Source organism: Jiangella asiatica (assembly GCF_004349065.1).
GTDB classification, from domain to species: domain Bacteria; phylum Actinomycetota; class Actinomycetes; order Jiangellales; family Jiangellaceae; genus Jiangella; species Jiangella asiatica.
Window position 1 is genome coordinate 203,272 of sequence record NZ_SMKZ01000001.1, and the last position, 20,042, is coordinate 223,313.

15 protein-coding genes are annotated in these 20,042 nt (G+C 72.7%); 11 read left to right on the forward strand and 4 right to left on the reverse strand.

The genetic code is table 11. From position 1 onward, the window contains the following. Positions 1-1,086, forward strand: a complete 1,086-nt coding sequence (locus E1269_RS00925; RefSeq protein ID WP_131890035.1) for a glycosyltransferase — start codon at positions 1-3, stop codon at positions 1,084-1,086. A 142-nt stretch (positions 1,087-1,228) separates the two neighbouring features. Here the strand turns inward: E1269_RS00925 and E1269_RS00930 are convergent, their stop codons facing one another. Together E1269_RS00930 and E1269_RS00935 are read right to left on the reverse strand one after the other, a co-directional pair. Continuing rightward, positions 1,229-1,831: a hypothetical protein gene (locus E1269_RS00930; RefSeq protein WP_131890037.1), complete on the reverse strand. Its 603-nt coding sequence runs from the start codon at positions 1,829-1,831 to the stop codon at positions 1,229-1,231. After that, positions 1,828-3,213, reverse strand: a complete 1,386-nt coding sequence (locus E1269_RS00935) for a glycosyltransferase (RefSeq protein WP_203432674.1) — start codon at positions 3,211-3,213, stop codon at positions 1,828-1,830. The genes E1269_RS00930 and E1269_RS00935 overlap by 4 nt, the downstream gene beginning before the upstream one ends. Positions 3,214-3,274: 61 nt before the next feature. Here E1269_RS00935 and E1269_RS00940 point away from each other — a divergent pair, with 61 nt between their 5' ends. The 7 genes from E1269_RS00940 to E1269_RS00965 all read left to right on the forward strand — a co-directional run bounded on the left by E1269_RS00940 (position 3,275) and on the right by E1269_RS00965 (position 10,692). Then, entirely contained in the window at positions 3,275-4,456 is a 1,182-nt protein-coding gene (locus E1269_RS00940; protein ID WP_131890039.1) for a glycosyltransferase family protein, read from the forward strand. 88 nt (positions 4,457-4,544) lie between these two features. After that, positions 4,545-5,159, forward strand: a complete 615-nt coding sequence (locus E1269_RS00945; protein WP_131890041.1) for an acyltransferase — start codon at positions 4,545-4,547, stop codon at positions 5,157-5,159. After that, positions 5,156-6,247, forward strand: coding sequence for a DegT/DnrJ/EryC1/StrS family aminotransferase (locus E1269_RS00950; protein WP_131890043.1), 1,092 nt, complete (start codon positions 5,156-5,158; stop codon positions 6,245-6,247). The genes E1269_RS00945 and E1269_RS00950 overlap by 4 nt, the downstream gene beginning before the upstream one ends. Beyond that, complete coding sequence (locus E1269_RS00955; protein ID WP_131890045.1) at positions 6,247-7,248, forward strand: Gfo/Idh/MocA family protein; 1,002 nt, start codon at positions 6,247-6,249, stop codon at positions 7,246-7,248. The genes E1269_RS00950 and E1269_RS00955 overlap by 1 nt, the downstream gene beginning before the upstream one ends. Before the next feature lie 441 nt (positions 7,249-7,689). Next, the gene (locus tag E1269_RS00960) at positions 7,690-8,511 is read left to right on the forward strand and encodes an SGNH/GDSL hydrolase family protein (RefSeq protein ID WP_131890047.1); all 822 of its coding nucleotides are present in this window, start codon (positions 7,690-7,692) and stop codon (positions 8,509-8,511) included. Between the two features lies 1 nt (position 8,512). Next, positions 8,513-8,638, forward strand: a complete 126-nt coding sequence (locus tag E1269_RS33700) for a hypothetical protein (RefSeq protein ID WP_275263733.1) — start codon at positions 8,513-8,515, stop codon at positions 8,636-8,638. Between the two features lie 104 nt (positions 8,639-8,742). Beyond that, positions 8,743-10,692, forward strand: a complete 1,950-nt coding sequence (locus tag E1269_RS00965) for a hypothetical protein (protein ID WP_131890049.1) — start codon at positions 8,743-8,745, stop codon at positions 10,690-10,692. Here the strand turns inward: E1269_RS00965 and E1269_RS00970 are convergent. Both E1269_RS00970 and wecB read right to left on the reverse strand, forming a co-directional pair. Further along, positions 10,678-12,837: an acyltransferase family protein gene (locus tag E1269_RS00970; RefSeq protein ID WP_131890051.1), complete on the reverse strand. Its 2,160-nt coding sequence runs from the start codon at positions 12,835-12,837 to the stop codon at positions 10,678-10,680. The genes E1269_RS00965 and E1269_RS00970 overlap by 15 nt on opposite strands. A 7-nt stretch (positions 12,838-12,844) precedes the next feature. Next, positions 12,845-13,915 (reverse strand): non-hydrolyzing UDP-N-acetylglucosamine 2-epimerase, encoded by a 1,071-nt coding sequence (gene wecB / locus E1269_RS00975; protein WP_131890053.1) that lies wholly within the window; start codon positions 13,913-13,915, stop codon positions 12,845-12,847. 143 nt (positions 13,916-14,058) lie between these two features. On the opposite strand from wecB, the gene E1269_RS00980 reads away from it, so the two are divergent. The 3 genes from E1269_RS00980 (at position 14,059) to E1269_RS00990 (ending at position 20,042) form a co-directional block, all read left to right on the forward strand. Further along, positions 14,059-15,354, forward strand: coding sequence for a nucleotide sugar dehydrogenase (locus E1269_RS00980; protein ID WP_131890055.1), 1,296 nt, complete (start codon positions 14,059-14,061; stop codon positions 15,352-15,354). A 2-nt stretch (positions 15,355-15,356) separates the two neighbouring features. Next, a complete protein-coding gene (locus E1269_RS00985; RefSeq protein ID WP_131890057.1) occupies positions 15,357-18,017 on the forward strand; it encodes a glycosyltransferase family 4 protein in 2,661 nt (886 codons plus the stop codon). A gap of 105 nt (positions 18,018-18,122) precedes the next feature. Next, complete coding sequence (locus E1269_RS00990) at positions 18,123-20,042, forward strand: FG-GAP-like repeat-containing protein (protein ID WP_131890059.1); 1,920 nt, start codon at positions 18,123-18,125, stop codon at positions 20,040-20,042.

The window sequence follows — 20,042 nt, forward strand, 5'->3', positions numbered from 1 at the left end:
GTGGGGCCGGCGCGAGCTGACGTCGCCATCATCTCGGCGGGGCACGACGTTGCCGACGCCAGGCTGCACAAGATCACCGCGGCGCTGGTCCGGCGCGGGCTGAGCGTCGAGATCGCCGGGCTGGGCGACGCCGCCGCCGGACCTCGCGACGCCCGGGTCCGCGCGGTACAGCGCGGCGGGATGGCGGGGCGGGCGCTGCGCGCAGCCGCGCTCCCGTGGCGGGTCGGCGCTCGCGTCCTGATGACCATCGACCCCGACGTCATCCCGATGGCCCGCGCCGCCGGGATGGTGCGCCGCCGCAAGGTCGTCGTCGACGTCCACGAGGACTACGCGCGGCTGCTGTCCGACCGCTCCTGGGCCAGCGGCCTGGTCGGGCTGGGAGCCCGGGTGGTCGTGCGGACGAGCACCTGGCTGGCCGCCCACGCCGACCTGACCGTCGTCGCCGACGGCCACATCCCGCCACGCACGGCGCGGCGGCGGATCGTGGTCGAGAACCTCCCCGACATGGGACTGCTGGCACCCGGGCCGCCGGAGCCGGAGCCGCGCGCGGTGTACATCGGCGACCTGCGCTCCAGCCGCGGCCTGTTCGACATGGTCGAGACGGTGGCGCTGGCGCCGGAGTGGACGCTTGACCTCGTCGGCCCGGTCGCCGCGGCCGACCATGAGGCCCTGGAGGAGCGCGTCCAGCGGGCCGATGTGGCCGGCCGGGTGCGCCTGCACGGCCGGCAGCCACCGGAGCAGGCTTGGCAGATCGCCCGCGGCGCCTGGGCGGGGCTGGTTTTCCTGCACGAGACGCCGGCCTTCCGCGAGGCCATGCCGACGAAGCTGTACGAGTACCTGGCCAGCGGCCTGCCAGTGCTGTCGACGCCGCTGCCGCGGCAGAGCGCGGTGGTGCAGGAGTCCGGCGGCGGACTGCTCGTCGACGGCGCCGTCGAGGCCGCCGAGGTGCTGCGCCGGTGGGCGCGCGACCCCGACGAGCTCGAGACCTACCGCAAGGCCGCACGCCGCTGGGCCGAGCGCAAGCTGACCGAGAACACGCCCTACGACGAGCTCGCGGACGCCGTCGCGGAGCTGATCAAGAGCTGACCCAACCTGCGATCGGCAGGTTCGTCACCATTCCGACAATCGTGACTCGAGCCGCGGCCGATCTCGTCACGGCGAGCTCCGGTAGATGTCGCGGCGGTGGCCTACCGCGAGCAGGTGAGGTCGTGGCCCTCCAGCCGGACCGTCAGCGGCGCGCGGCGGCGACCGCGCGCTCGCGCACCGCGGCCTGGATGCCCAGGACCACCGTCGGTGCGCCGGGCCGCCGGGCGAGGTGCCAGCCGGCCTTGACCGACCGGGAGTCCAGCGCGATGACGATGTCGGCGGCTCCGATGACGGCCAACGCGTCCTGGCGGGTGCGGACGCGCGACCAGTACTCGCGGGCGACCTCGTCGGTGCGCAGCTTGCGCAGAGTGGTCAGCGGCGGCGACTTCTTGAGGCGGCGCACGACGCCCTTACCGCGCCGCTTCAGCCCGCCGGCGATGCGCCGGGGCGAGTACGACGGTCGGGACGGCTTCGGCGGCGCGGGTGCGGGCGCCGTGGGCGCTGTGGGAGCCGGCGCCACTGGAGCGTCCGGCGCCACTGGAGCAGCCGCCGGAGGTGGCGGGTCGACCGGCATCCGGCCAGGGCCGAGCAGGACGTATTTGCGGACGACGTCGCCGAGCGGCTCGCGCGGCGGGGACCAGGCGATGACGTCCAGCTCGAGGTCGGGATCGTCGCCGAGGTCGGCCCGGACGGTGTCGAAGTAGGAGCGCGGCAGCCGGCCGGTGGCCAGCAGGACGACGTTCACGGTGCGGTGACCTCCGGTGCCGGTGCGCCGGCCGGCGCGATCGCCGAGCGCAGCGCGGCGATGCGCGGATCGAGCTGCAGGTCGCGGCGGAACCGGGCGCCGAACTCGCGCGCGGCCCGCCGGGTCTGCTCGTCGGCGGTATGTGCCGCGTGCGCGGCGTCGGCCAGCGCCCGGGCGACCGACTCCGGCTGGAGGTCGGTGACGGGGAACCACAGCGGGTGCCCGCGGAGGATGTCGGAGGCGGCGTTGATGGGGTCGTGCACCGACACCACGGGCAGCCCGGTCGCGAGGTACTCGAACACCTTGCCGCTGGTGACGTACCGCCCGGCACCGAGGATGAGCAGCTGGACGTCGAGCCCGTCGTAGACCTTGCCGATGTCCGTCTTGCCGACCGGGCCCTGGTAGCTGAGGCCGTCGTCGGCCGCGGAGTTGATGGTGGCCAGCATGTCGACGCGTGGCTGGGCGTAGAAGCCGAGGTAGCCGTGGATGTGCGCCTCGGCGCCGTCGAGATCGGGGGACTGCGACCGGGCGAGCTGCCAGCCCTCGACGAACTCCTTGAGCGGCACCTTGGGGGAGACCGTGCCGATGTAGCCGAAGACCAGCGGCCGGTCGCCAACGGGGCCGCGGTCGTGCACCGCCGGCGCCAGCTCGGCGTCGAAGCCGTTGGCGACGGTGTGCATCTTGCCGGCGTGCGCGGGGTAGAGGTCGCGGTGCCAGTCGCGGATGGGGTCGTTGACGAACCACACCTCGTGGGCGGCGTCGACCAGCTTGCGCTCCCACCTGGCGGCGCGGCTGCGCTCGTCGTGCAGGCGGTCGCCGCTGAACACATCGAGCAGCCAGGCGTCGCGGTAGTCCATGACATAGGGCACGGAGTGGTTGCGGTGCAGCTTCCAGGCGGCGGTGAACGCCACGTGCGGGTTGGCGGTGGCGACGACGAGGTCGACGGGGTCCGCGGCGTGGATGCGTTCGGCGGCGCCCTCGATGACCCCGCGCCACGGGCCGTAGCCGACCTCGGGGAACGGCAGTTGGTCGCGCCGGGAGCGTAGCTTCGCCCAGGCCTTCGGGCGGGTGGCGCGGAACCGCGACCAGTTGCGCAGGTTGGCCTCGTGGATGGGCCAGTCGAACGGGACCCGGACCACCTCGACCCGCGGGTCGACGCGGTCCTCCAAGGTCGGGTCGGCCCCGGTGAAACGGATGAAGGTGTCACGCTCGGCGGTGAGGACCGTCACCCGCCAGCCCTGCTCGGCGAAGCGGTTGGCGGTGGCCAGCGCACGGTAGACTCCCCCACCGCGACACGGTGGGAAACCCCAGGCCACGTAGAGGAGATGGGGCTGGCCCGCACGGCCCGAGCCGGGCTGCTGTGAGGTGTCGTGCGTCATCATGTCCCGCACAGGTTACGACAGATCAGCGCGGCGGCGCAGACCGCCGCGGAGGGTTCGGCAGATGCAGGTGAGCTCGGTCGGGCGGGTCGCACGGCGACGGCTGCCCGCGCCGGTGGTCGGCGCGGTCGCCACGGCGCGGCGGCAGCTGCGGTGGCTGCGGCCGGTCGGCCCCGCGCCCGGCTTTCCGCCGGTGCCGACCGCGCCGGTGCGGCTGCTCGTCGGTCCCACCAACTCCGCCGGCCAGGGCTGGGCGTGGGCGCGCAGCGCCGAGCGGGCCGGGGCCGGCGCCACCTGCTTCGCCGTGCGCCGCAACAGCTTCGGGTTCGCCGACGACTACGGCGCGCCGATACCGGTCTACGCTCACCCGCGCTGGCAGCGGGCGCAGGAGCGGTACGTCCTCGGCGGTTACACCCACATGCTCGTGGAGTCCATGCGTCCCCTGTTCGGCGGCCGCCACGGCCGCGACGCGCGCGGCGACCTCGACGTGATCGTCCGGGCCGGTCTCGCCGCCGGCCTGGCGTTCCACGGCTCCGACGTCCGGCTGCCCAGCGCGCACGCCGCGGCCGAGCGGTGGTCGCCGTTCCACGTCCGGGACGAGCTCACCGAGCGGCTGGAGGCGCAGGCGCGGCTGGCAGCCGATGTCGTCGCCGATTTCGACGGTCCGGTGTTCGTGTCCACGCCCGACCTGCTGACGTACCTTCCGGGCGCCACCTGGCTGCCGGTCGTCGTCGACGTGGACCGCTGGGCCACCGCCGCGCCGGTGCTGCAACGGGAGCGGCCGCTCGTCGTGCACGCGCCGTCCAACCCGCGGTTCAAGGGGACCGAGGCGGTCGAGGCGGCCATGGCGCTGCTGGTGGCCGACGGGTTGATCGAGTACCGCCGGCTCGAGGGCGTGCCCAACGACCGCATGCCGGCCGCGCTGGCCGACGCGGACGTCGTCGTCGACCAGCTGGTCATGGGGCTGTACGGGGTCGGTGCCTGCGAGGCCATGGCCGCCGGCCGGGTGGTCGTGTCCTATGTCGGCGACGACGTGCGCGCGCGGGTGCGCTCGGCCACCGGTCTCGAACTGCCGGTCGCCGAAGCCGGCCCGCAGACGCTTGCCGACGTCGTGGCGGGTATCGTCGCCGGTCGCGACGGAGCCCGCGAACTGGCCGCCGGGGGACCACGGTTCGTCCGCTCCGTGCACGACGGGTCGCGCTCGGCCGCCGCGCTGGCCGGCTGGCTGTTCCCGCCGCCGGACTGACCGGAGCGGCCGAGGGTGGCCACGGGCCGCGAGGGTGTAACAATCGTGCATCGTCGAGACATCAGAGACGCAACCGAGGAGAGTTGGTTTGGCCACCCGCATCGCCGAGTCGGCCGACGTCGACCCCAGCGCCGAGATCGGCGACGGGTCGTCGGTCTGGCATCTGGCCCAGGTCCGTGAGAAGGCCGCGCTCGGTCGCGGCTGCGTCGTGGGCCGAGGCGCCTACGTCGGCACCGGCGTCCGCGTCGGCGACAACTGCAAGATCCAGAACTACGCCCTCGTCTACGAGCCCGCGGTGCTCGAGGACGGGGTCTTCGTCGGCCCGGCTGCGGTGCTGACGAACGACACCTTCCCGCGCGCGGTCAACCCGGACGGCTCGGCCAAGAGCGCAGCCGACTGGGACGCCGTCGGCGTGACGCTGCGCGAGGGATGCTCCGTCGGAGCCCGCGCCGTGTGCGTGGCGCCGGTGACGGTGGGTCGATGGGCTACCGTAGCCGCCGGAGCGGTCGTCACTCGGGATGTTCCGGACTTCGCGCTGGTCGTGGGGGTTCCGGCGCGGCGGATCGCCTGGGTGGGGCGCGCCGGAGTCCCGCTGCACGACGTCGGCGAGGGCCGCTGGCGCTGCCCGCGCACCGGTGAGCAGTACGTCGAGGAGGACGGGCACCTGCGGGAGACCGTTCAGAGCACGGAGGACAACTCATGAGCACCAGCCCGATCCCGGCCGCGAAGCCGATCATCGGCGACGAGGAGCGAGCGGCGGTCGATCGCGTGCTGCGCAGCGGCATGGTGGCGCAGGGCCCCGAGGTGGCCGCCTTCGAGGCCGAGTTCGGTCAGGGTCTGGTCGGCGGCCGGGCCTGTGTCGCGGTCAACTCCGGCACGTCCGGGCTGCACCTCGGCCTGCTGGCTGCCGGCGTCGGCCCCGGTGACGAGGTCATCGTCCCGTCGTTCACGTTCGCGGCCACCGCCAACTCCGTCGCGCTGACCGGCGCCACCCCGGTGTTCGCCGACATCGAGCCGCGGTACTTCTGCCTCGACCCGGCCGCCGTCGAGTCCGCCGTCACCGAGCGGACCGTCGGCATCATGCCGGTGCACCTCTACGGCCACCCCGCCGACATGACGGCGCTCGGCGAGGTCGCCCAGCGGCACGGCCTGAAGGTATTCGAGGACGCCGCCCAGGCGCATGCGGCCACCTGGAAGGGCTCGCCCGTCGGCACCTTCGGCACGTTCGCCATGTTCAGCCTCTACCCCACCAAGAACATGACCTCGGGCGAGGGCGGCATGGTCAGCACCGACGACCCCGAGATCGAGCGGCGGCTGCGGCTGCTGCGCAACCAGGGCATGCTGCGCCAGTACGAGAACGAGCTGGTCGGCCTCAACAACCGGATGACCGACATCCACGCCGCCATCGGCCGGGTGCAGCTGACCAAGCTGTCCGGCTGGACCAAGCAGCGGCAGGAGAACGCGGCCTTCCTCGACGCCAACCTGGACGGCGTCGTCGTGCCGCCGGTGTCCGAGCACGCCACGCACGTCTACCACCAGTACACGATCCGGGTCACCGCCGACCGCGACGGCTTCGTCACCGCGCTGCGCGAGGAGCACGGCGTCGGCTGCGGCGTCTACTACCCGATCCCCAACCACCGGCTGCCCTCGTTCGGCCGCGACCTCGACCTGCCCGAGACGGAAAAAGCGGCGGCCGAGGTCATCTCGCTGCCGGTGCACCCGTCGCTCAGCGGCGAGGACCTCGAGCGGATCGTCACGGCGGTCAACACCCTGACGAAGGCGGGAGCGTGATGACGAACCTGCGAGCGGGCCTCATCGGCCTGGGCATGATGGGCCGGCACCACGCCCGCGTGCTGCGCTCCCTCGACGGCGTCGACCTCGTCGGCGTCGCCGACCCGGCCGGCGACCCGCATGGAGTCGCGGGCGGGCTGGACGTGATGGCCGACATCGAGTCGCTCATCGGTGTCGGGCTCGACTACTGCGTCGTCGCCACGCCCACCGCCTACCACGAGGAGCTGGGGCTGGCGCTGGCCGCGGCCGGCGTCCACGCGCTCATCGAGAAGCCGCTGGCCAAGGACGCCGCCGGCGCCGCGAAGCTGACCGACGCGTTTGAGGCGGTCGGCCTGGTCGGCGCCGTCGGGCACATCGAACGGTTCAACCCGGCCCTGCAGAACCTACGTTCGCGGCTGGCCGCCGGCGAGCTCGGCGAGATCTACCAGATCATCACCCGCCGGCAGGGCCCGTTCCCGGCCCGCATCGCCGACGTCGGCGTCGTGAAGGACCTCGGCACGCACGACATCGACCTGACCGCGTGGGTGGTCGGCTCCCCGTACGCGTCGGTGTCCGCCCGCACCGCCTACAAGAGCGGCCGCGAGCACGAGGACCTGGTCGCCGTCACCGGCCAGCTCGCCGACGGCACCGTCACCAGCCACCTGGTCAACTGGCTGTCGCCGATGAAGGAACGCGTCACCATCGTCACCGGCGACCGTGGCGCGTACATCGCCGACACCCTCCACGCCGACCTCACCTTCCACGCCAACGGCTCGATCCCGACCGCCTGGAGCGACCTCGCCCAGTTCCGCGGTGTCAGCGAGGGTGACGTCGTGCGCTACGCGATCTCCAAGCCCGAGCCGCTGCGCACCGAGCACGAGGTCTTCCGCGACGCCGTCCTGGGCAAGGACACCGAGGTCGTCACCATGCGCCAGGGCCTGGCGACGGTGGCCGTGGCCGAGGCCGTCCTCTCGTCGGCGCGCGAGGGCCGCACCATCGCCTTGGACGCCCTCGGCATCTGAGCCGTCCCTTCCGATCATCAACGATCCGCGACATCACCAGGAGTTCCCGCGCTCCACCAGGGTTACAAGCATGGTGAAGCACACACCATCCTCGTGATGTCGGCGATCGTGCGGGGATCGTGGCGATGCAACCATATCGGCGGGGTCGTGCGTCTAATCAGTACAGCGGTGAGACGACGACCACGGAGGTCAGCGTGCCGTTCTTCGGAACCTCTATCTGCGGCAGGGACGGGCCGCCCGGCTCCCGCGCGCACTGACACCGGCCGCTGACGCTGCCGTCCGGCGAGGATGCCTCGCCGCCTTCATCTTCTTCCGCTCCGCGGGGCGGTCGCGCCTGCCCAGGCGGCGATGCCCGCGCGAGCGACCCTCTTTCGACGCCTGCTGAGCCCTGAGCGCGCTCACCGCTGCCTTCGCAGCCGTCCGAGCGTCCAGGAGTTCACCATGCCCTCGTTCACCCTGCCCAGCTTCGGCCTGCCCGCGTTCGCCCTGCTCGCCGCCGTCGTCGTCAGCAGCTCCGGGTGCGCGCAGGACACCGAGGAACTGCGGGCCATCGCGGCCAGACCGGCGGACGCCGTCGCCGCACCCCTCGGCGCGAAGTACGGGCCAGCCGGGCCGCCGCTGGGCCTGCCGCCGGTAGCGGACCCCGAACTGGCGCCGTACGGCTCCGGCCGGCTCGGCCCGTGGGAGGACTACGAGCTCACCCTCAGCACGCCGGAGCAGTTCGCGGACGTCCTCGCAGCGAACGGGCTGCTCGTGGTCGGCGACTCGATCGGGTCGGCGGTGTCGCGCGAGTGCGCGGCCGTCGTCGGCACCCGCCACGGCCTGCCGATCGCCGTGAACACCTGGCCGAGCCGGCCGACGGCACCGGCGGCGGACTGGATCGTCGAGAACGCCGAGCTGATCCCGGACCGGGGGATCGTCGTCGTGTCCGGCGCCAACGACATCTTCGACCCGGACGGCTGGTGGCGCCAGGTCGAGCGGGTGGTCGATGCCGCCGACGGTAAGCCGGTCTACTGGCTCACCGTCCACGTCGACCGGTGGGCTCTGCCGGACGAGGTGCGGGCGGCGGACCGGCGCAACTCTGCCTGGGTCAACGACCAGCTCCGCTGGCTGGCCGAGCGGCATCCCGGGCTCGTGCTGGTGGAGTGGGACGCCGCGCTGACCCCCGACGCCGCGGCGACCCTGCTCGACGACGGCGTCCATCCCTCGCCAGCCGGCATCGACACCTGGTGTGGCCAGGTCACGTCGGCGATGGGGCTCTGACGTGGACCACCGGTGGCGCCGTGGCGACTGGCTGGTGCTCGCCGTTTTGTTGATCCTGCTGATGGCGGTCGTGGCGGCGGGATGGGACGAACCACCGACCTCGTGGCTCGACCGCGACTTCCGGTGAATGACGCGATCATCTAGCGCCGACTCTCGATTTGGTGCAACCTAATCGGCACCCCGCGAGTGTTCACGGGTGATGACAACGCAACGGTGCGTTGGAGGGGGCTGATGATCTTCTTTTCTTGGTTCGCGGTGCGGCGCCCGCTGCCCGACTGTCGCGAGCTGTTGCTCAGCCGGATCGAGCGGTTCGCCGCCGCCCGGACCAACCCGGAGTGGACGCGAGTTCTGCGGTACGGCCCGGGCTGGGGCGTGTTCGCGGCCGCGCCCGCGGCGGGCGGCTGGCAGTGGGAGCTGCTCGCCGACGACGACGAGCTCACGGTGGTCTCGACGGCACCGCCGGTCGGGCTGGAGCCGGACGTCGTCACGGCGGGCCCCGCGGCGTTGGGCCGGGCGGCACTGCGCGGTGGCGGCATCGGGGCCGGCGTCGGCGGCAGCGGCGTCGTGCCGCCGTTCGGCCTGCTCGCCCTCGACCAGGCGGCCGGCCGGTTCAGCCTCACCCAGGACTGGCTGGGCATGGCCCGTATGTTCGAGTACTCCTCCCAAGGGCTGGTGACCTTCTCCAGCAGCCCTGTCATGCCGCCCTACGTGCTCGGCGACCGCCTGGTCCCGGACGAGGACGGCTGGTCGCGGTACCTGGGCGGCGGCATCTTCGGCGGCTCCAGCACCCCCGTCCGCGGCGTACGCGGGCTTCCGGCCGGTGCGGTGCGCGCCGGCCGGCGACTGGACGACGGGACTTGGCGGACCGGCCTGACGCACGGCGAGCGGATCGACGACCTCCTCACCGGCCCGGCGACGTCTGCGGCGCAGTCACTGGCGGCGACGGCGTCGGGCCTGCGCCGCGCGGGCGCCGGCCTGGCCGCGCTGTGGCCCGGCGAGGTCCGCCTGGGCCTGTCCGGTGGCAAGGACTCCCGGCTGGTCGCCGCCGCGCTGGTGTCGGCCGGTCTGCGCCCGCGGCTGTTCACTCGCGACGACAACCCGGCCGAGACGACGACGGCGACGGAGCTCGTCGGGCGGGTCCGCGACGCCCGCGGCCTCGAGCTGCCCCACGACATCGTCCCGACGGTCACGAAGGCCCAGGTCAGCGTCGAGAGCTTGGCCGCGCGGGCGCGCCAGCTGCTGCAGCGTTACGAGTTCGGCTACGGCAGCAGCTACCTGCTCCGCCCGGCCGTCGGCCTGGCGTGGCCGGCCGCCCTGGCCGCGCCCACCGTCGGAGGCGCCATGGGCGAGATCGCGACCGCGAGATGGATACCGCACTCCTGGCCGGGCCAGGACGGCAAGGTCGACGGCGCCGCGCTGCGCTCGGTCCTGAACCACGTGCTGGCCTCGGAGATCCAGCCGGAATGGCAGACCGGCGACACCCGCCGCCGGCTGGCCATCGCCGTCGAGGAGGTCGTCGAACGCGGCGCCCGGCTCGGCCTCGACGCCGTCGGCACCGTGCACCTGACATACCTGGCCGAGCGGATGCGGGTGTGGAGCTCGGCCGGATTCCACGTCAACCAGGTGGCGCCGCTGCTGACGGCGGAGTTTGTACGGTCGGCGTTTGCGATGACGCTGGAGGAGAAACGGGCGCGGGCCATCCACACCGGGCTGATCGACTCGCTGGTGCCGGAGTGGGCCGGCGTGCCGTTCATCCCGAACACCGCAGGGCTGGCCCCGTCGGCGATCCCGCGGATCTGGGACGGCGACGGCGTCGAGGTGCTGGCCGAGATGGTCGCCAGGCCGCCGGGTCCGCTGCTCGACCTCTTCGACCGCGTCAGCATCGAGGACGCCTTCGACCGGGTACGAGCGGGCGACGGCACCGGCAAGGACGACGCGGCGCTGCGCAACGTCGTCGTGCTGGCCACGGCCGAGGACCTGTTCGACGAGCTCAACGCCGAGGTGCGGGCGCTCGTGCAGGTGCCGCGGCCGCTGCCGGTACCGTCGCGCAGCCGCTACCGGCAGGCCCGCCGCCGGGCTGCCCAGGTGCTGCCGCAGCCGATCCTGGGCGCGGCGCTGCAGGCGCGCGACCTGGCACGCGGGCGGCGCACGCCCGCGGACGGCGGCTCAGTCGCCGGCTGACTCCGCCGCGTCGACCTGCTGGGCGAGGTAGGGCGCCAGCGCCCGGGCGTACTCGTCGGTGAGATGGCTGGTGTCGCGGTAGACGACCAGGTCGCCGACGACCGCATAGCACGTGGAGTCGTCGCAGAACCGGTCGGTGAGGTCGACGAGGTGCACGCGGGGATCCGCCACCTCGTCGACGGCGGCCGTCTGCGGGTCGTCCGGCAGGTCCTCGGCCGCGGTGGCGCAATCATTGCGGTCCGGATGCGACAGCAGGCAGTCGGGCACGCTGTCGTCGCCGCGGGTGGGCGGGACGTCCCTGATGACGTAGACCTGTTTGCCGGCCGCGCTCCAGGACTGCCACACCGAGCCGAAGCCGTCGGCGGCCGGGTCGTCCAAGGGGGTGTCCGCATCGGCGAACTCGTAGGCGCTGGAGAACGCCGACGTGAACACCGCCGAGATGCGCTCGTCGGCGGCGATCGTCGCCTCGACCTCACGGCCCCATGCCAGGCAGCTGTCGCCGGCTTCGTCGGTCTGCTCGTTGTCAAGGAGGCGCCGGGCGTGGGTGACCGGGCAGGACGCCTTCGTGTACGTGATCACCTGCCAGTTCCGCTCGCGGCCGAGTGCGTCGAAGGTGGCGAACCAGTGGGTGGTGTGAGAGTCGCCGACCAGCGCGACCACCCGGTCCGGTGTCTCGGACTCCGACCCGATGGTGCAGGTCTTGACGTCCGGGGTGGTGATGCCCTGCTGGCAACCGGGATAGGTGGCCGCGTGGTTCTGCTCGACCACGACCTCCGGCGGGACGACCAGCTCGTCCGAACCCTCGGGAGCTCCGCAGCCGTCCTCCATCGCCGCGGGGCCGACGCAGTCGTCGCCGGCGGTGGTGAACACGTCATCGCCGAGGACCGACTCGGCCGACGCCTCCGCGGCGTCCGCCCGGCGGTCGAGCTCGGTGGTGATGCCGACGGTGCCGGCGACGACGACGGCCATGCCGGCGCCGGCGAAGGCGAAGCTGCGCCACGGCACGGCGGACAGCGTGCGCTGCCGGCGCATCGGGTCCTCGACGTAGGCCTTGCTCAGCCAGGCCAGCACCAGGGTGGCGGCGAAGATGCCGAGCTTGTCGACGGTGCGCAGGTCGACGCCGGTGACGTACGGGACGCAGATGATGAGCGGCCAGTGCCACAGGTACACGGAGTAGGAGATGTCGCCGACGAACGTCATGGGGCGGCGGGAGAGCAGCCAGCCGGGCGTCAGCGGCGTGCCGGAGTAGCCCGCGGCGATGACCGCGGCCGTGCCCAGCACCGGCAGCAGCGCGATCCAGCCGGGGAATAGGCTCTCGCCGTCGAAGATCATGCCGGCGGTGATGACGGCGATCAGGCCGGCGCCGCCCAGCAGCACGTGAGCGACACGGCCGCGCACGGTTCCGACGACGCCCAGGCCCAGCAGCGCGCCGACCGCGAACTCCCAGACCCGCGTCGGCGTGACGAAGTACGCGGTGGACGCCTCCCGGGCGGTCGCGATGATGGACCACACCAGCGAGATCGCGCCCAGCGCCCCGATGCCGACCGCCAGCACTGCGCGGACACCGTTCGCCCGGCGGGCGGCGTACCGGCCGGTCAGCGCCACGAGCGTCAGCACCAGGATCGGCCAGACCAGGTAGAACTGCTCCTCGACCGACAGCGACCAGTAGTGCTGTGCCACCGTCGGCACGTTGTCCTGCGCCATGTAGTCGACGGCGTCGCCGGCCAGCGCCCAGTTCTGGACGTAGAGCGCGCTCGCCGCGATCTGGCGGGCGGTGTCGCTCCACACCGTCGGCGGCAGGAACAGCACCGTCGCCGCCGCGCTCAGCGCCAGCACCAGCAGCGACGCCGGGAGCAGCCGGCGGATGCGCCGCGCCCAGAACCGGCGCAACGAGATGGTGCCGGTGCGCTGGACCTCACGGAAGATGTGCGCGGTGATGAGGTAGCCGGAGATGACGAAGAAGACGTCGACGCCGACGAAGCCGCCGGTCAGCTGGGTGGGCCAGAGATGGAAGACGACGACCAGGAGCACTGCGACGGCACGCAGGCCCTGGATCTCCGGCTGGAAGCCGCCGTGCCCGGTGGCGGCCGGGCGTGCCGGTGCCGCCGTAGCCGGCGCAGCGGAGGTGGTGACGGGCGCTGTCACGGCACGCTCACCGGGAATGGGTGGCAGCCAGCTCCGACACGACGGCGTGGGCAGCCTTGCCGTCGCCGTAGACGGGGCGCTGAACGGCAGCCGGCGCGGGGCGCGCGGCCAGGTCGGCGAGGCCGGTCAGGTCGTCGGCCAGGACGTTCCAGCCGTCCTCGAGCGTCTCGACCCACTCGGTCTCGCTGCGCAGGGTGGTGCACGGGCGGCCCAGCAGGTAGGCCTCCTTCTGCAGGCCGCCGGAGTCGGTGACGACGCCGGCGGCGTGCAGTACCGCGGCGACCATGCCGGGATAGGGCAGTGGCTCCGCGGTGCGCAGCGAGCTGCCCGGCCGGGCGAGGTCGATGCCGAACTCGTGGCAGCGGGCGACCAGGCGCGGGTGCGCCAACAGCAACACCGGGACGTCCAGCCCGGCCATCGACTCGGTGATCGCGCGCAGGCGCTCGGGCCGGTCGGTGTTCTCCGCCCGGTGGATGGTGGCGACGACGTAGGAGCCGGGTTCCAATCCGGCGGGCAGGGCCGGTGGCGTGTCGCGGACGGCGTCGCGGACCCGGAAGCACACGTCGGTCATGACGTCGCCGACCAGTACCGAGCGGGCGGCCAGGCCCTCGTCGCGCAGGTGGTCCATCGCGACCTGGGTGGGCGCCAGCAGCAGGTCGGCGGCGTGGTCGGTGAGCACGCGGTTGTGCTCCTCGGGCATGGCCCGGTTGAACGAGCGCAGCCCGGCCTCCAGGTGCGCGACCGGCAGATGCATCTTCACCGCGGACAGAGCACCGGCCAGCGTGGAGTTCGTGTCGCCATAGACGAGCACCCAGTCGGGCCGGTGCTCGTCCAGGACGGCGTCGAGGACGGAGAGCATCGACCCGGTCTGTACCCCGTGGCTACCGGAACCAACGCCCAGGTGGACGTCGGGGTCGGGGATCCTCAGGTCGGCGAAGAAGACGTCGGACATGTTGGAGTCGTAGTGCTGCCCGGTGTGCACGATGACGTGGGTGTGCGCGGAGTCGGCGAACGCCTCGGCCACGGGCGCGAGCTTGACGAACTGCGGGCGCGCTCCAACGATGCTGAGCACCTTCATGTGGATCCGGCCGTCCTCGTTGCTGATCGTGGGGTCTCTTGGGCTCTCGGTGTCACTCAGTGTCAATGGCGTGCACGGGCACACGCTGACCCGGGGTAGCCTATACGGCGCCCATCTCATCATCGTCACCCCGAGGTCAAGCAGTGAGAATCGCCGTTGTCGCACTCGGCAAGATCGGGCTCCCGCTTGCCGTCCAGTTCGCCGGCAAGGGTCACGGGGTCGTCGGCGTCGACGTCAACCAGACCGTCGTCGATCTCGTCAACCAGGGCCGTGAGCCGTTCCCCGGCGAGGCCGAGCTGGACATTCGCCTGGCCGAGGTGGTCGGCGACGGCCGGCTGCGCGCCACGTCGGACTACGCCGACGCCATCCCCGCCGCCGAAGCCGTCGTCGTGGTGGTGCCGCTGTTCGTCGACGACGAGACGTGGCAGCCGGACTTCGGCTGGATGGAGGCCGCGACCCGCTCGCTGGCCGCCCATCTCAGGCCGGGCACTCTGGTGTCGTACGAGACGACGCTGCCGGTCGGCACCACCCGTACCCGGTGGAAGCCGCTGATCGAGAAGGTCTCCGGTCTCAGCGAGGGCGACGACTTCCACCTGGTCTTCTCACCGGAGCGGGTGCTCACCGGACGGGTCTTCGCCGACCTGCGCAAGTACCCGAAGCTCATCGGCGGGCTGTCCACCGACGGCGCCAAGCACGCGCGGGCGTTCTACGAGGCCGTCCTCGACTTCGACGACCGGCCCGACCTCGAGCGGGGCAACGGCGTCTGGGACCTCGGCAGCGCCGAGGCAGCGGAGATGGCGAAGCTGGCCGAGACTACATATCGAGACGTGAACATCGGCCTGGCCAACCAGTTCGGCCGGTTCGCCGCGGCGCACGGCATCGACGTCTACCAGGTGATCGAGGCGTCCAACTCCCAGCCCTACAGCCACATCCACCGGCCGGGCATCGCCGTCGGCGGCCACTGCATCCCGGTGTACCCGCGGCTGTACCTGTGGACCGACCCGGAGGCCACGGTCGTGCGCGCGGCACGCGAGGCCAACGCCGGCATGCCGGCCTACACCGTCGGGCTGGTCGAGGCCGCTTACGGCGACCTCACCGGCGCCCGGGTGGTCGTGCTCGGCGCCTCCTACCGGGGCAAGGTGAAGGAGACCGCGTTCTCCGGGGTCTTCCCCGCGGTCCAGGCACTGCGCGACAAGGGCGCGCAGGTCCTGGTCCACGACCCCATGTACAGCGACGACGAGCTCTCCTCGTTCGGGTTCACGCCGTACACGCTGGGCGAGCCGGTCGACGCGGCTGTGGTCCAGGCCGATCATCCCGAGTACGCCGAGCTCGGCTCCGAGGACCTCCCCGGTGTCCGGGTCCTGGTCGACGGCCGCGACGTCACCGAGGCGGCGCGCTGGAGTGGCGTCACCCGCGTCGTGGTGGGACGGGCGGCTTAGAAGTGAGCACTTCGGACGCCCAGCCGGACCACCGCGTCCACGTCGTCATGATGGTCGGGAACGACGTCTCGGCCGACAGCAGGGTGAAGAAGGAGGCGCTCGCGCTCGTCGACGGCGGCGCTCGGGTCACGGTGCTCGGCGTCGCCTTCGACGGAGTCCGATCCTTCGAGCGGCTCGGTGACGCGCTGATCGTCCGCCTGCCCGTCAACTTCCTGATGCGTGACGAGCGCAACCGGCGGCGGCGCATGCGGCGAGCCTGGCGCCCGCCCCTTGTCGGCTACCGCACCCGCGCCGAGCACCTGTCCCGCGCCGCTCGCGTCCGGGCCCGGCTCGGCGAGGTCAAGGCCGACTCCGGCTGGGCCATCGCGCACCGCGGCGGCGGTGCGGGAGACGTGACCTACCGCTTCGGCGTGGTCGCGCGCAAGGTGCGCTACCTGTTGTGGAAGGCCGTCGGTCGCGGCGTCCGGGTGCGCGCGGGCGTCGGTCACCGCGTCGGCGACGGGCTCAAGCTCGGGTGGAAGGGCTGGGACTTCGTCGGCAATCGCATCACCTGGCCCGCGCGCTGGCGTACCTATCTGCCGGAGGCCGACGACTACGAGGCCACTTTCGGCAAGGTCCTCGACCACCTCGCGCCCGACGCCGTGCACGCCCACGACATGCACCTCATCGGTGTCGCGGTCCGCGCCGCGGGCCGGGCCAGCCTGCGCGGACGCAGCATGCGCGTGGTCTACGACGCGCACGAGTTCGTCGCCGGCATGGCCCGCTACGGCCCGCGGACGCCGCGCTTCGTCAAGGCGTGGAGCAACCACGAGCGCGAGTACATCCGCCGCGCCGACCGAGTCGTCACTGTCAGCCCGGCGCTGGCGGCGGCGCTGACCGAGCGGTACCGGCTCGACCGCGAACCAACCGTCATCCTGAACACCCCGATGATCGAGGTGCAGGCCGACGAGCCGGCATCGCTGCGAGCCCGCGCCGGCCTCAGCGACGACACCCCGCTCGTGGTCTACTCCGGCGGCCTCACGCCCGCGCGCGGCATCGGCCTGGTCATCGACGCCATGCGGTACCTGCCCGGCGTGCACCTCGCGGTCGTCTGCGTGCCCAGCACCACCGGCGCCTACGTCGACACCCTGCGCGAGCAGGCCGAGCAGGCCGGCGTCAACAACCAGGTCCACTTCGTCAACCCAGTGCACACGTCACAGGTCGTGCCGTTCCTCGGGTCGGCCGACGTCGGCGTGCACCCGCTGACGGCCGGTCCCCGCAACCACGACGTCGCGCTGCCGAACAAGCTGTTCGAGTACATCCACGCCGGCATCCCCATGGTCGTCACAGACCTGCCGAGCCTGGGCGGCTTCGTGCGGCAGTGGAAGGTGGGCGAGCCGTTCCGCGCCGGCGACGCCGCCGACCTGGCCCGGCAGGTCCAGGCCGTCCTCGCCGACAAGGCGCGCTACCGCGCCGCCACGCACGAGCCCGCCCTGCTCGAGGCCATCTCGTGGGACCGGCAGGCCGACGCGCTGCGTGACCTCTACGGCGAGCTGCTCGACGCGACGCTGGAGCTGCCCGCCGGCCGGTCCGAGACGGTGGCCGCGGCGGCCGAGACACCGGCCGCACCGAGCCCCGGGGCGCAGCGGCCGTACCTTGTCATCGGGCCGGCCAACAGCGCCGGTCAGGCCTGGCAGTGGGCCAGCGCTGTGGAGCGGTCGCTGCCGTCGGTGCACGCGGAGTCGCTGATGGCCGACACCGGCGACTTCATATTCCGGGCACACCGGGTGGTGCCGTCCGAGCAGTTCCGCACCGACCTCGCCTGGATGGTCGAGTTCGCCGACTACGTGCTGCACCACGTCACGCACGTGCTGTTCGAGGCTGGCCGGCCCATCCTCGGACAGGCCCGCGGCCAGCTGTTCGACACCGATCTGCCGGCTTTCGAGCTGGCCGGCATCCGCACCGGCCTGGTCTTCCACGGCTCCGAGGTGCGCGACCCGCGGCTGCACCGCGAGTGGTACCGCTACTCGCCGTTCTCCGACCCGAACGAGGAGCTGACCGGGCGGCTGCAGCGGGCCACGCAGATGGTGCAGGACGCCATCCACGACTTCGCGGGGCCCCGCTTCGTCACCACGCCCGACCTGCTCGACTTCGTCGAGAACAGCACGTGGCTGCCGGTGGTGGTGGCCGTCGACGAGCTGCGGACCGACCGGCCGGTGCTCGAGCGGGAGCGCCCGATCGTGGTGCACGCCCCGTCGCACAGCGCGCTGAAAGGGTCGGCCTTCGTCGACGCCGCTGTGCAGGAGCTGCACGACCGGGGTGTCGTGGAGTACCGGCGGGTGCAGGGCGTGCCGCACGGCGAGCTGATGGCCATCATCCAGGACGCCGACATCGTCGTCGACCAACTGCTGCTCGGCTCGTACGGCGTGGCGGCGTGCGAGGCCATGGCGGCCGGCCGGGTCACCGTCGGCCATGTCGCGGACCAGGTCAGGGCGCGTATCCCGGTCGATCTGCCGCTGCTCGAGGCCACCCCGGACAACCTCGGCGACGTCATCGAGCGGCTGGTCGCCGAGCGCGACGAGGCCATCAAGGCCGGTGCCGCGGGCGTCGACTATGTCCAGCGCTTCCACGACGGTCGCGAGTCCGCGCGGGTGCTGGGTGGCTTCCTGGGCGTCGACGCCTGATCCGTCCCGCCTGCAGATTTCGGCCGATTGTGCTTGCGGTGTCAATTGTGACCAGTGAGACTGTTGTTACTACTGGGATACCTGGCACCACCACGGGGGTCGGCGATGACGACGATGCGCGCGGTACTGGCGGGCGCTCTCGTCGCGCTCGGCCTCACCCTGCCCGCGCAGCCCGGTGCGGCCGCGGGCCCCACCACGACTGCGGATGCGGCGGTTGATCGGCAGGAGCTGCAGACCGTCCGGCTACCGGCGATGAGCAGCGCGTTCGGCGGCATCGGCACCCTGCCGCCGACGCCCGAGGGGCAGGCGAACGACCCGAGCCTGGGCACCGTCCCGGTCGTCTACACACCGGAGTACGACGTCAGCCCGTTCCAGCTGGCCGCCGTCACCTGGACCGGCACCGCGCCGGTGTCCGCGTGGGCGCGGGTGCGCACCGACGGCACGTGGTCGCAGTGGTACGAGCTGCCCGCCGACTCCGACCACCAGCCCGACCCCGGCTCCGCCGAGGCCGCCGCCACCCGCAACGGCACCGACCCGCTGCTGGTGCCGGAGTCCGACGGCATCCAGGTGCGGGTGGACTCTTCCGTGCGTCCGGGGACCCGGCAGCTCGGCGACCTGCGCCTGGACCTCGTCGACCCGTCGGCGACGCCGACCGCGGCCTCGGCGGAACCCCAGGCTGAGCGGGCACCGGCGCAGGACGAGCGGGTCGCGACGCCGCAGCCCTCGGTCTACCGGCGCTCGCAGTGGGGCGCCGACGAGTCGATGCGGGCGGACCCGCCGACATTCGGGCAGGTCAACGGGGCTTTCGTGCATCACACGGTGAGCGCCACGCAGTACTCGGCCGCGGACGTGCCGAGCATGATCCGCTCGATCTACGTCTACCACGTGCGTTCCCGGGGCTGGAACGACATCGGCTACAACTTCATCATCGACCGGTTCGGCCGCATCTGGGAAGGCCGCTACGGCGGCATCAACCGGGCGGTGACCGGCGCGCACACGGCCGGCTACAACGACGACGCGTTCGCGGCCTCGGCGTTGGGCACCTACACCGACTCGCCGCCGACGGCGCAGATGCTGCGTGCCTACGAGGAGCTGTTCGGCTGGAAGTTCGGCATCCACGGCGTCAACCCGCGGCACGCGGTGAACTACGACGGCGAGAGCTGGCCGGCCATCGCCGGGCACCGCGACGCGGCCGCGACGGCCTGCCCCGGCGACGCCCTCTACGCCCGGCTGGGCACGATCCGGGCCGGCACCGTCACGACGATGAGCCTGTCGCCCAGCCGCGACACCAACCGCAACGCCAGGGCCGACCTGATGGCCACCCGCTCCGACGGCTCACTCGTCGCCGCCGATGTGGTCGGAGGCGCCCTCGTCGGGATGCGCTCGGTGGGCACCGGCTGGAACGCGATGGTCTCGATCGCGCTGCCCGGGGACTGGAACGGCGACCGCCGCGACGACATGATCGCCCGGCGGCGCGACGGCACCCTCCTGCTGTATCCCGGCGCCGGGAACGGCACGTTCGCCCGGCCGGTCCGCATCGGCTCGGGCTGGCAGATCATGAGCCTGGTCACCGCGCCCGGCGACTGGGACCGCGACGGCAACCCGGACCTGATCGCGCGGCGCACCTCCGACGGCACGCTGTGGCTGTACCGCGGCAACGGCCGCGGCGGCTTCGTCGAGCAGCGCCGGATCGGCAGCGGCTGGCAGTCGTTCACCACGCTCGTCGGGGTGGGCGACTGGGACGGCGACAACGTCGGTGACCTGGTCGGCCGCCGATCCGACGGGTCACTCTGGCTCTATCCGGGCGGGGGCGCGGGCACGTTCGGGACGCCGCGGCGCATCGGCGTCGGCTGGAACGGCTACCAGATCGCCGGGGTCGGCGACGCCAGCGGCGACGGGCGGGCCGACATCGTCGCTCGCAGCACGGTCGGCACGCTGGTGCTCTACCCGGGCAACGGCACCGGTGGCTTCGGCCGGGCCAGAACGGTGGGCACCGGCTGGGGCGGCTACAACCGGTTGTTCTGA

Bases quoted from the DNA above. Each gene is read 5' to 3' on its own strand.
- E1269_RS00935 (WP_203432674.1), bottom strand. From the start codon at position 3,213: ATGATGACGCACGACACCTCACAGCAGCCCGGCTCGGGCCGTGCGGGC.
- E1269_RS00940 (WP_131890039.1), top strand. From the start codon at position 3,275: ATGCAGGTGAGCTCGGTCGGGCGGGTCGCACGGCGACGGCTGCCCGCG.
- E1269_RS00950 (WP_131890043.1), top strand. From the start codon at position 5,156: ATGAGCACCAGCCCGATCCCGGCCGCGAAGCCGATCATCGGCGACGAG.
- E1269_RS00955 (WP_131890045.1), top strand. From the start codon at position 6,247: ATGACGAACCTGCGAGCGGGCCTCATCGGCCTGGGCATGATGGGCCGG.
- E1269_RS00960 (WP_131890047.1), top strand. From the start codon at position 7,690: ATGCCCTCGTTCACCCTGCCCAGCTTCGGCCTGCCCGCGTTCGCCCTG.
- E1269_RS00965 (WP_131890049.1), top strand. From the start codon at position 8,743: ATGATCTTCTTTTCTTGGTTCGCGGTGCGGCGCCCGCTGCCCGACTGT.
- wecB (WP_131890053.1), bottom strand. From the start codon at position 13,915: ATGAAGGTGCTCAGCATCGTTGGAGCGCGCCCGCAGTTCGTCAAGCTC.
- E1269_RS00990 (WP_131890059.1), top strand. From the start codon at position 18,123: ATGACGACGATGCGCGCGGTACTGGCGGGCGCTCTCGTCGCGCTCGGC.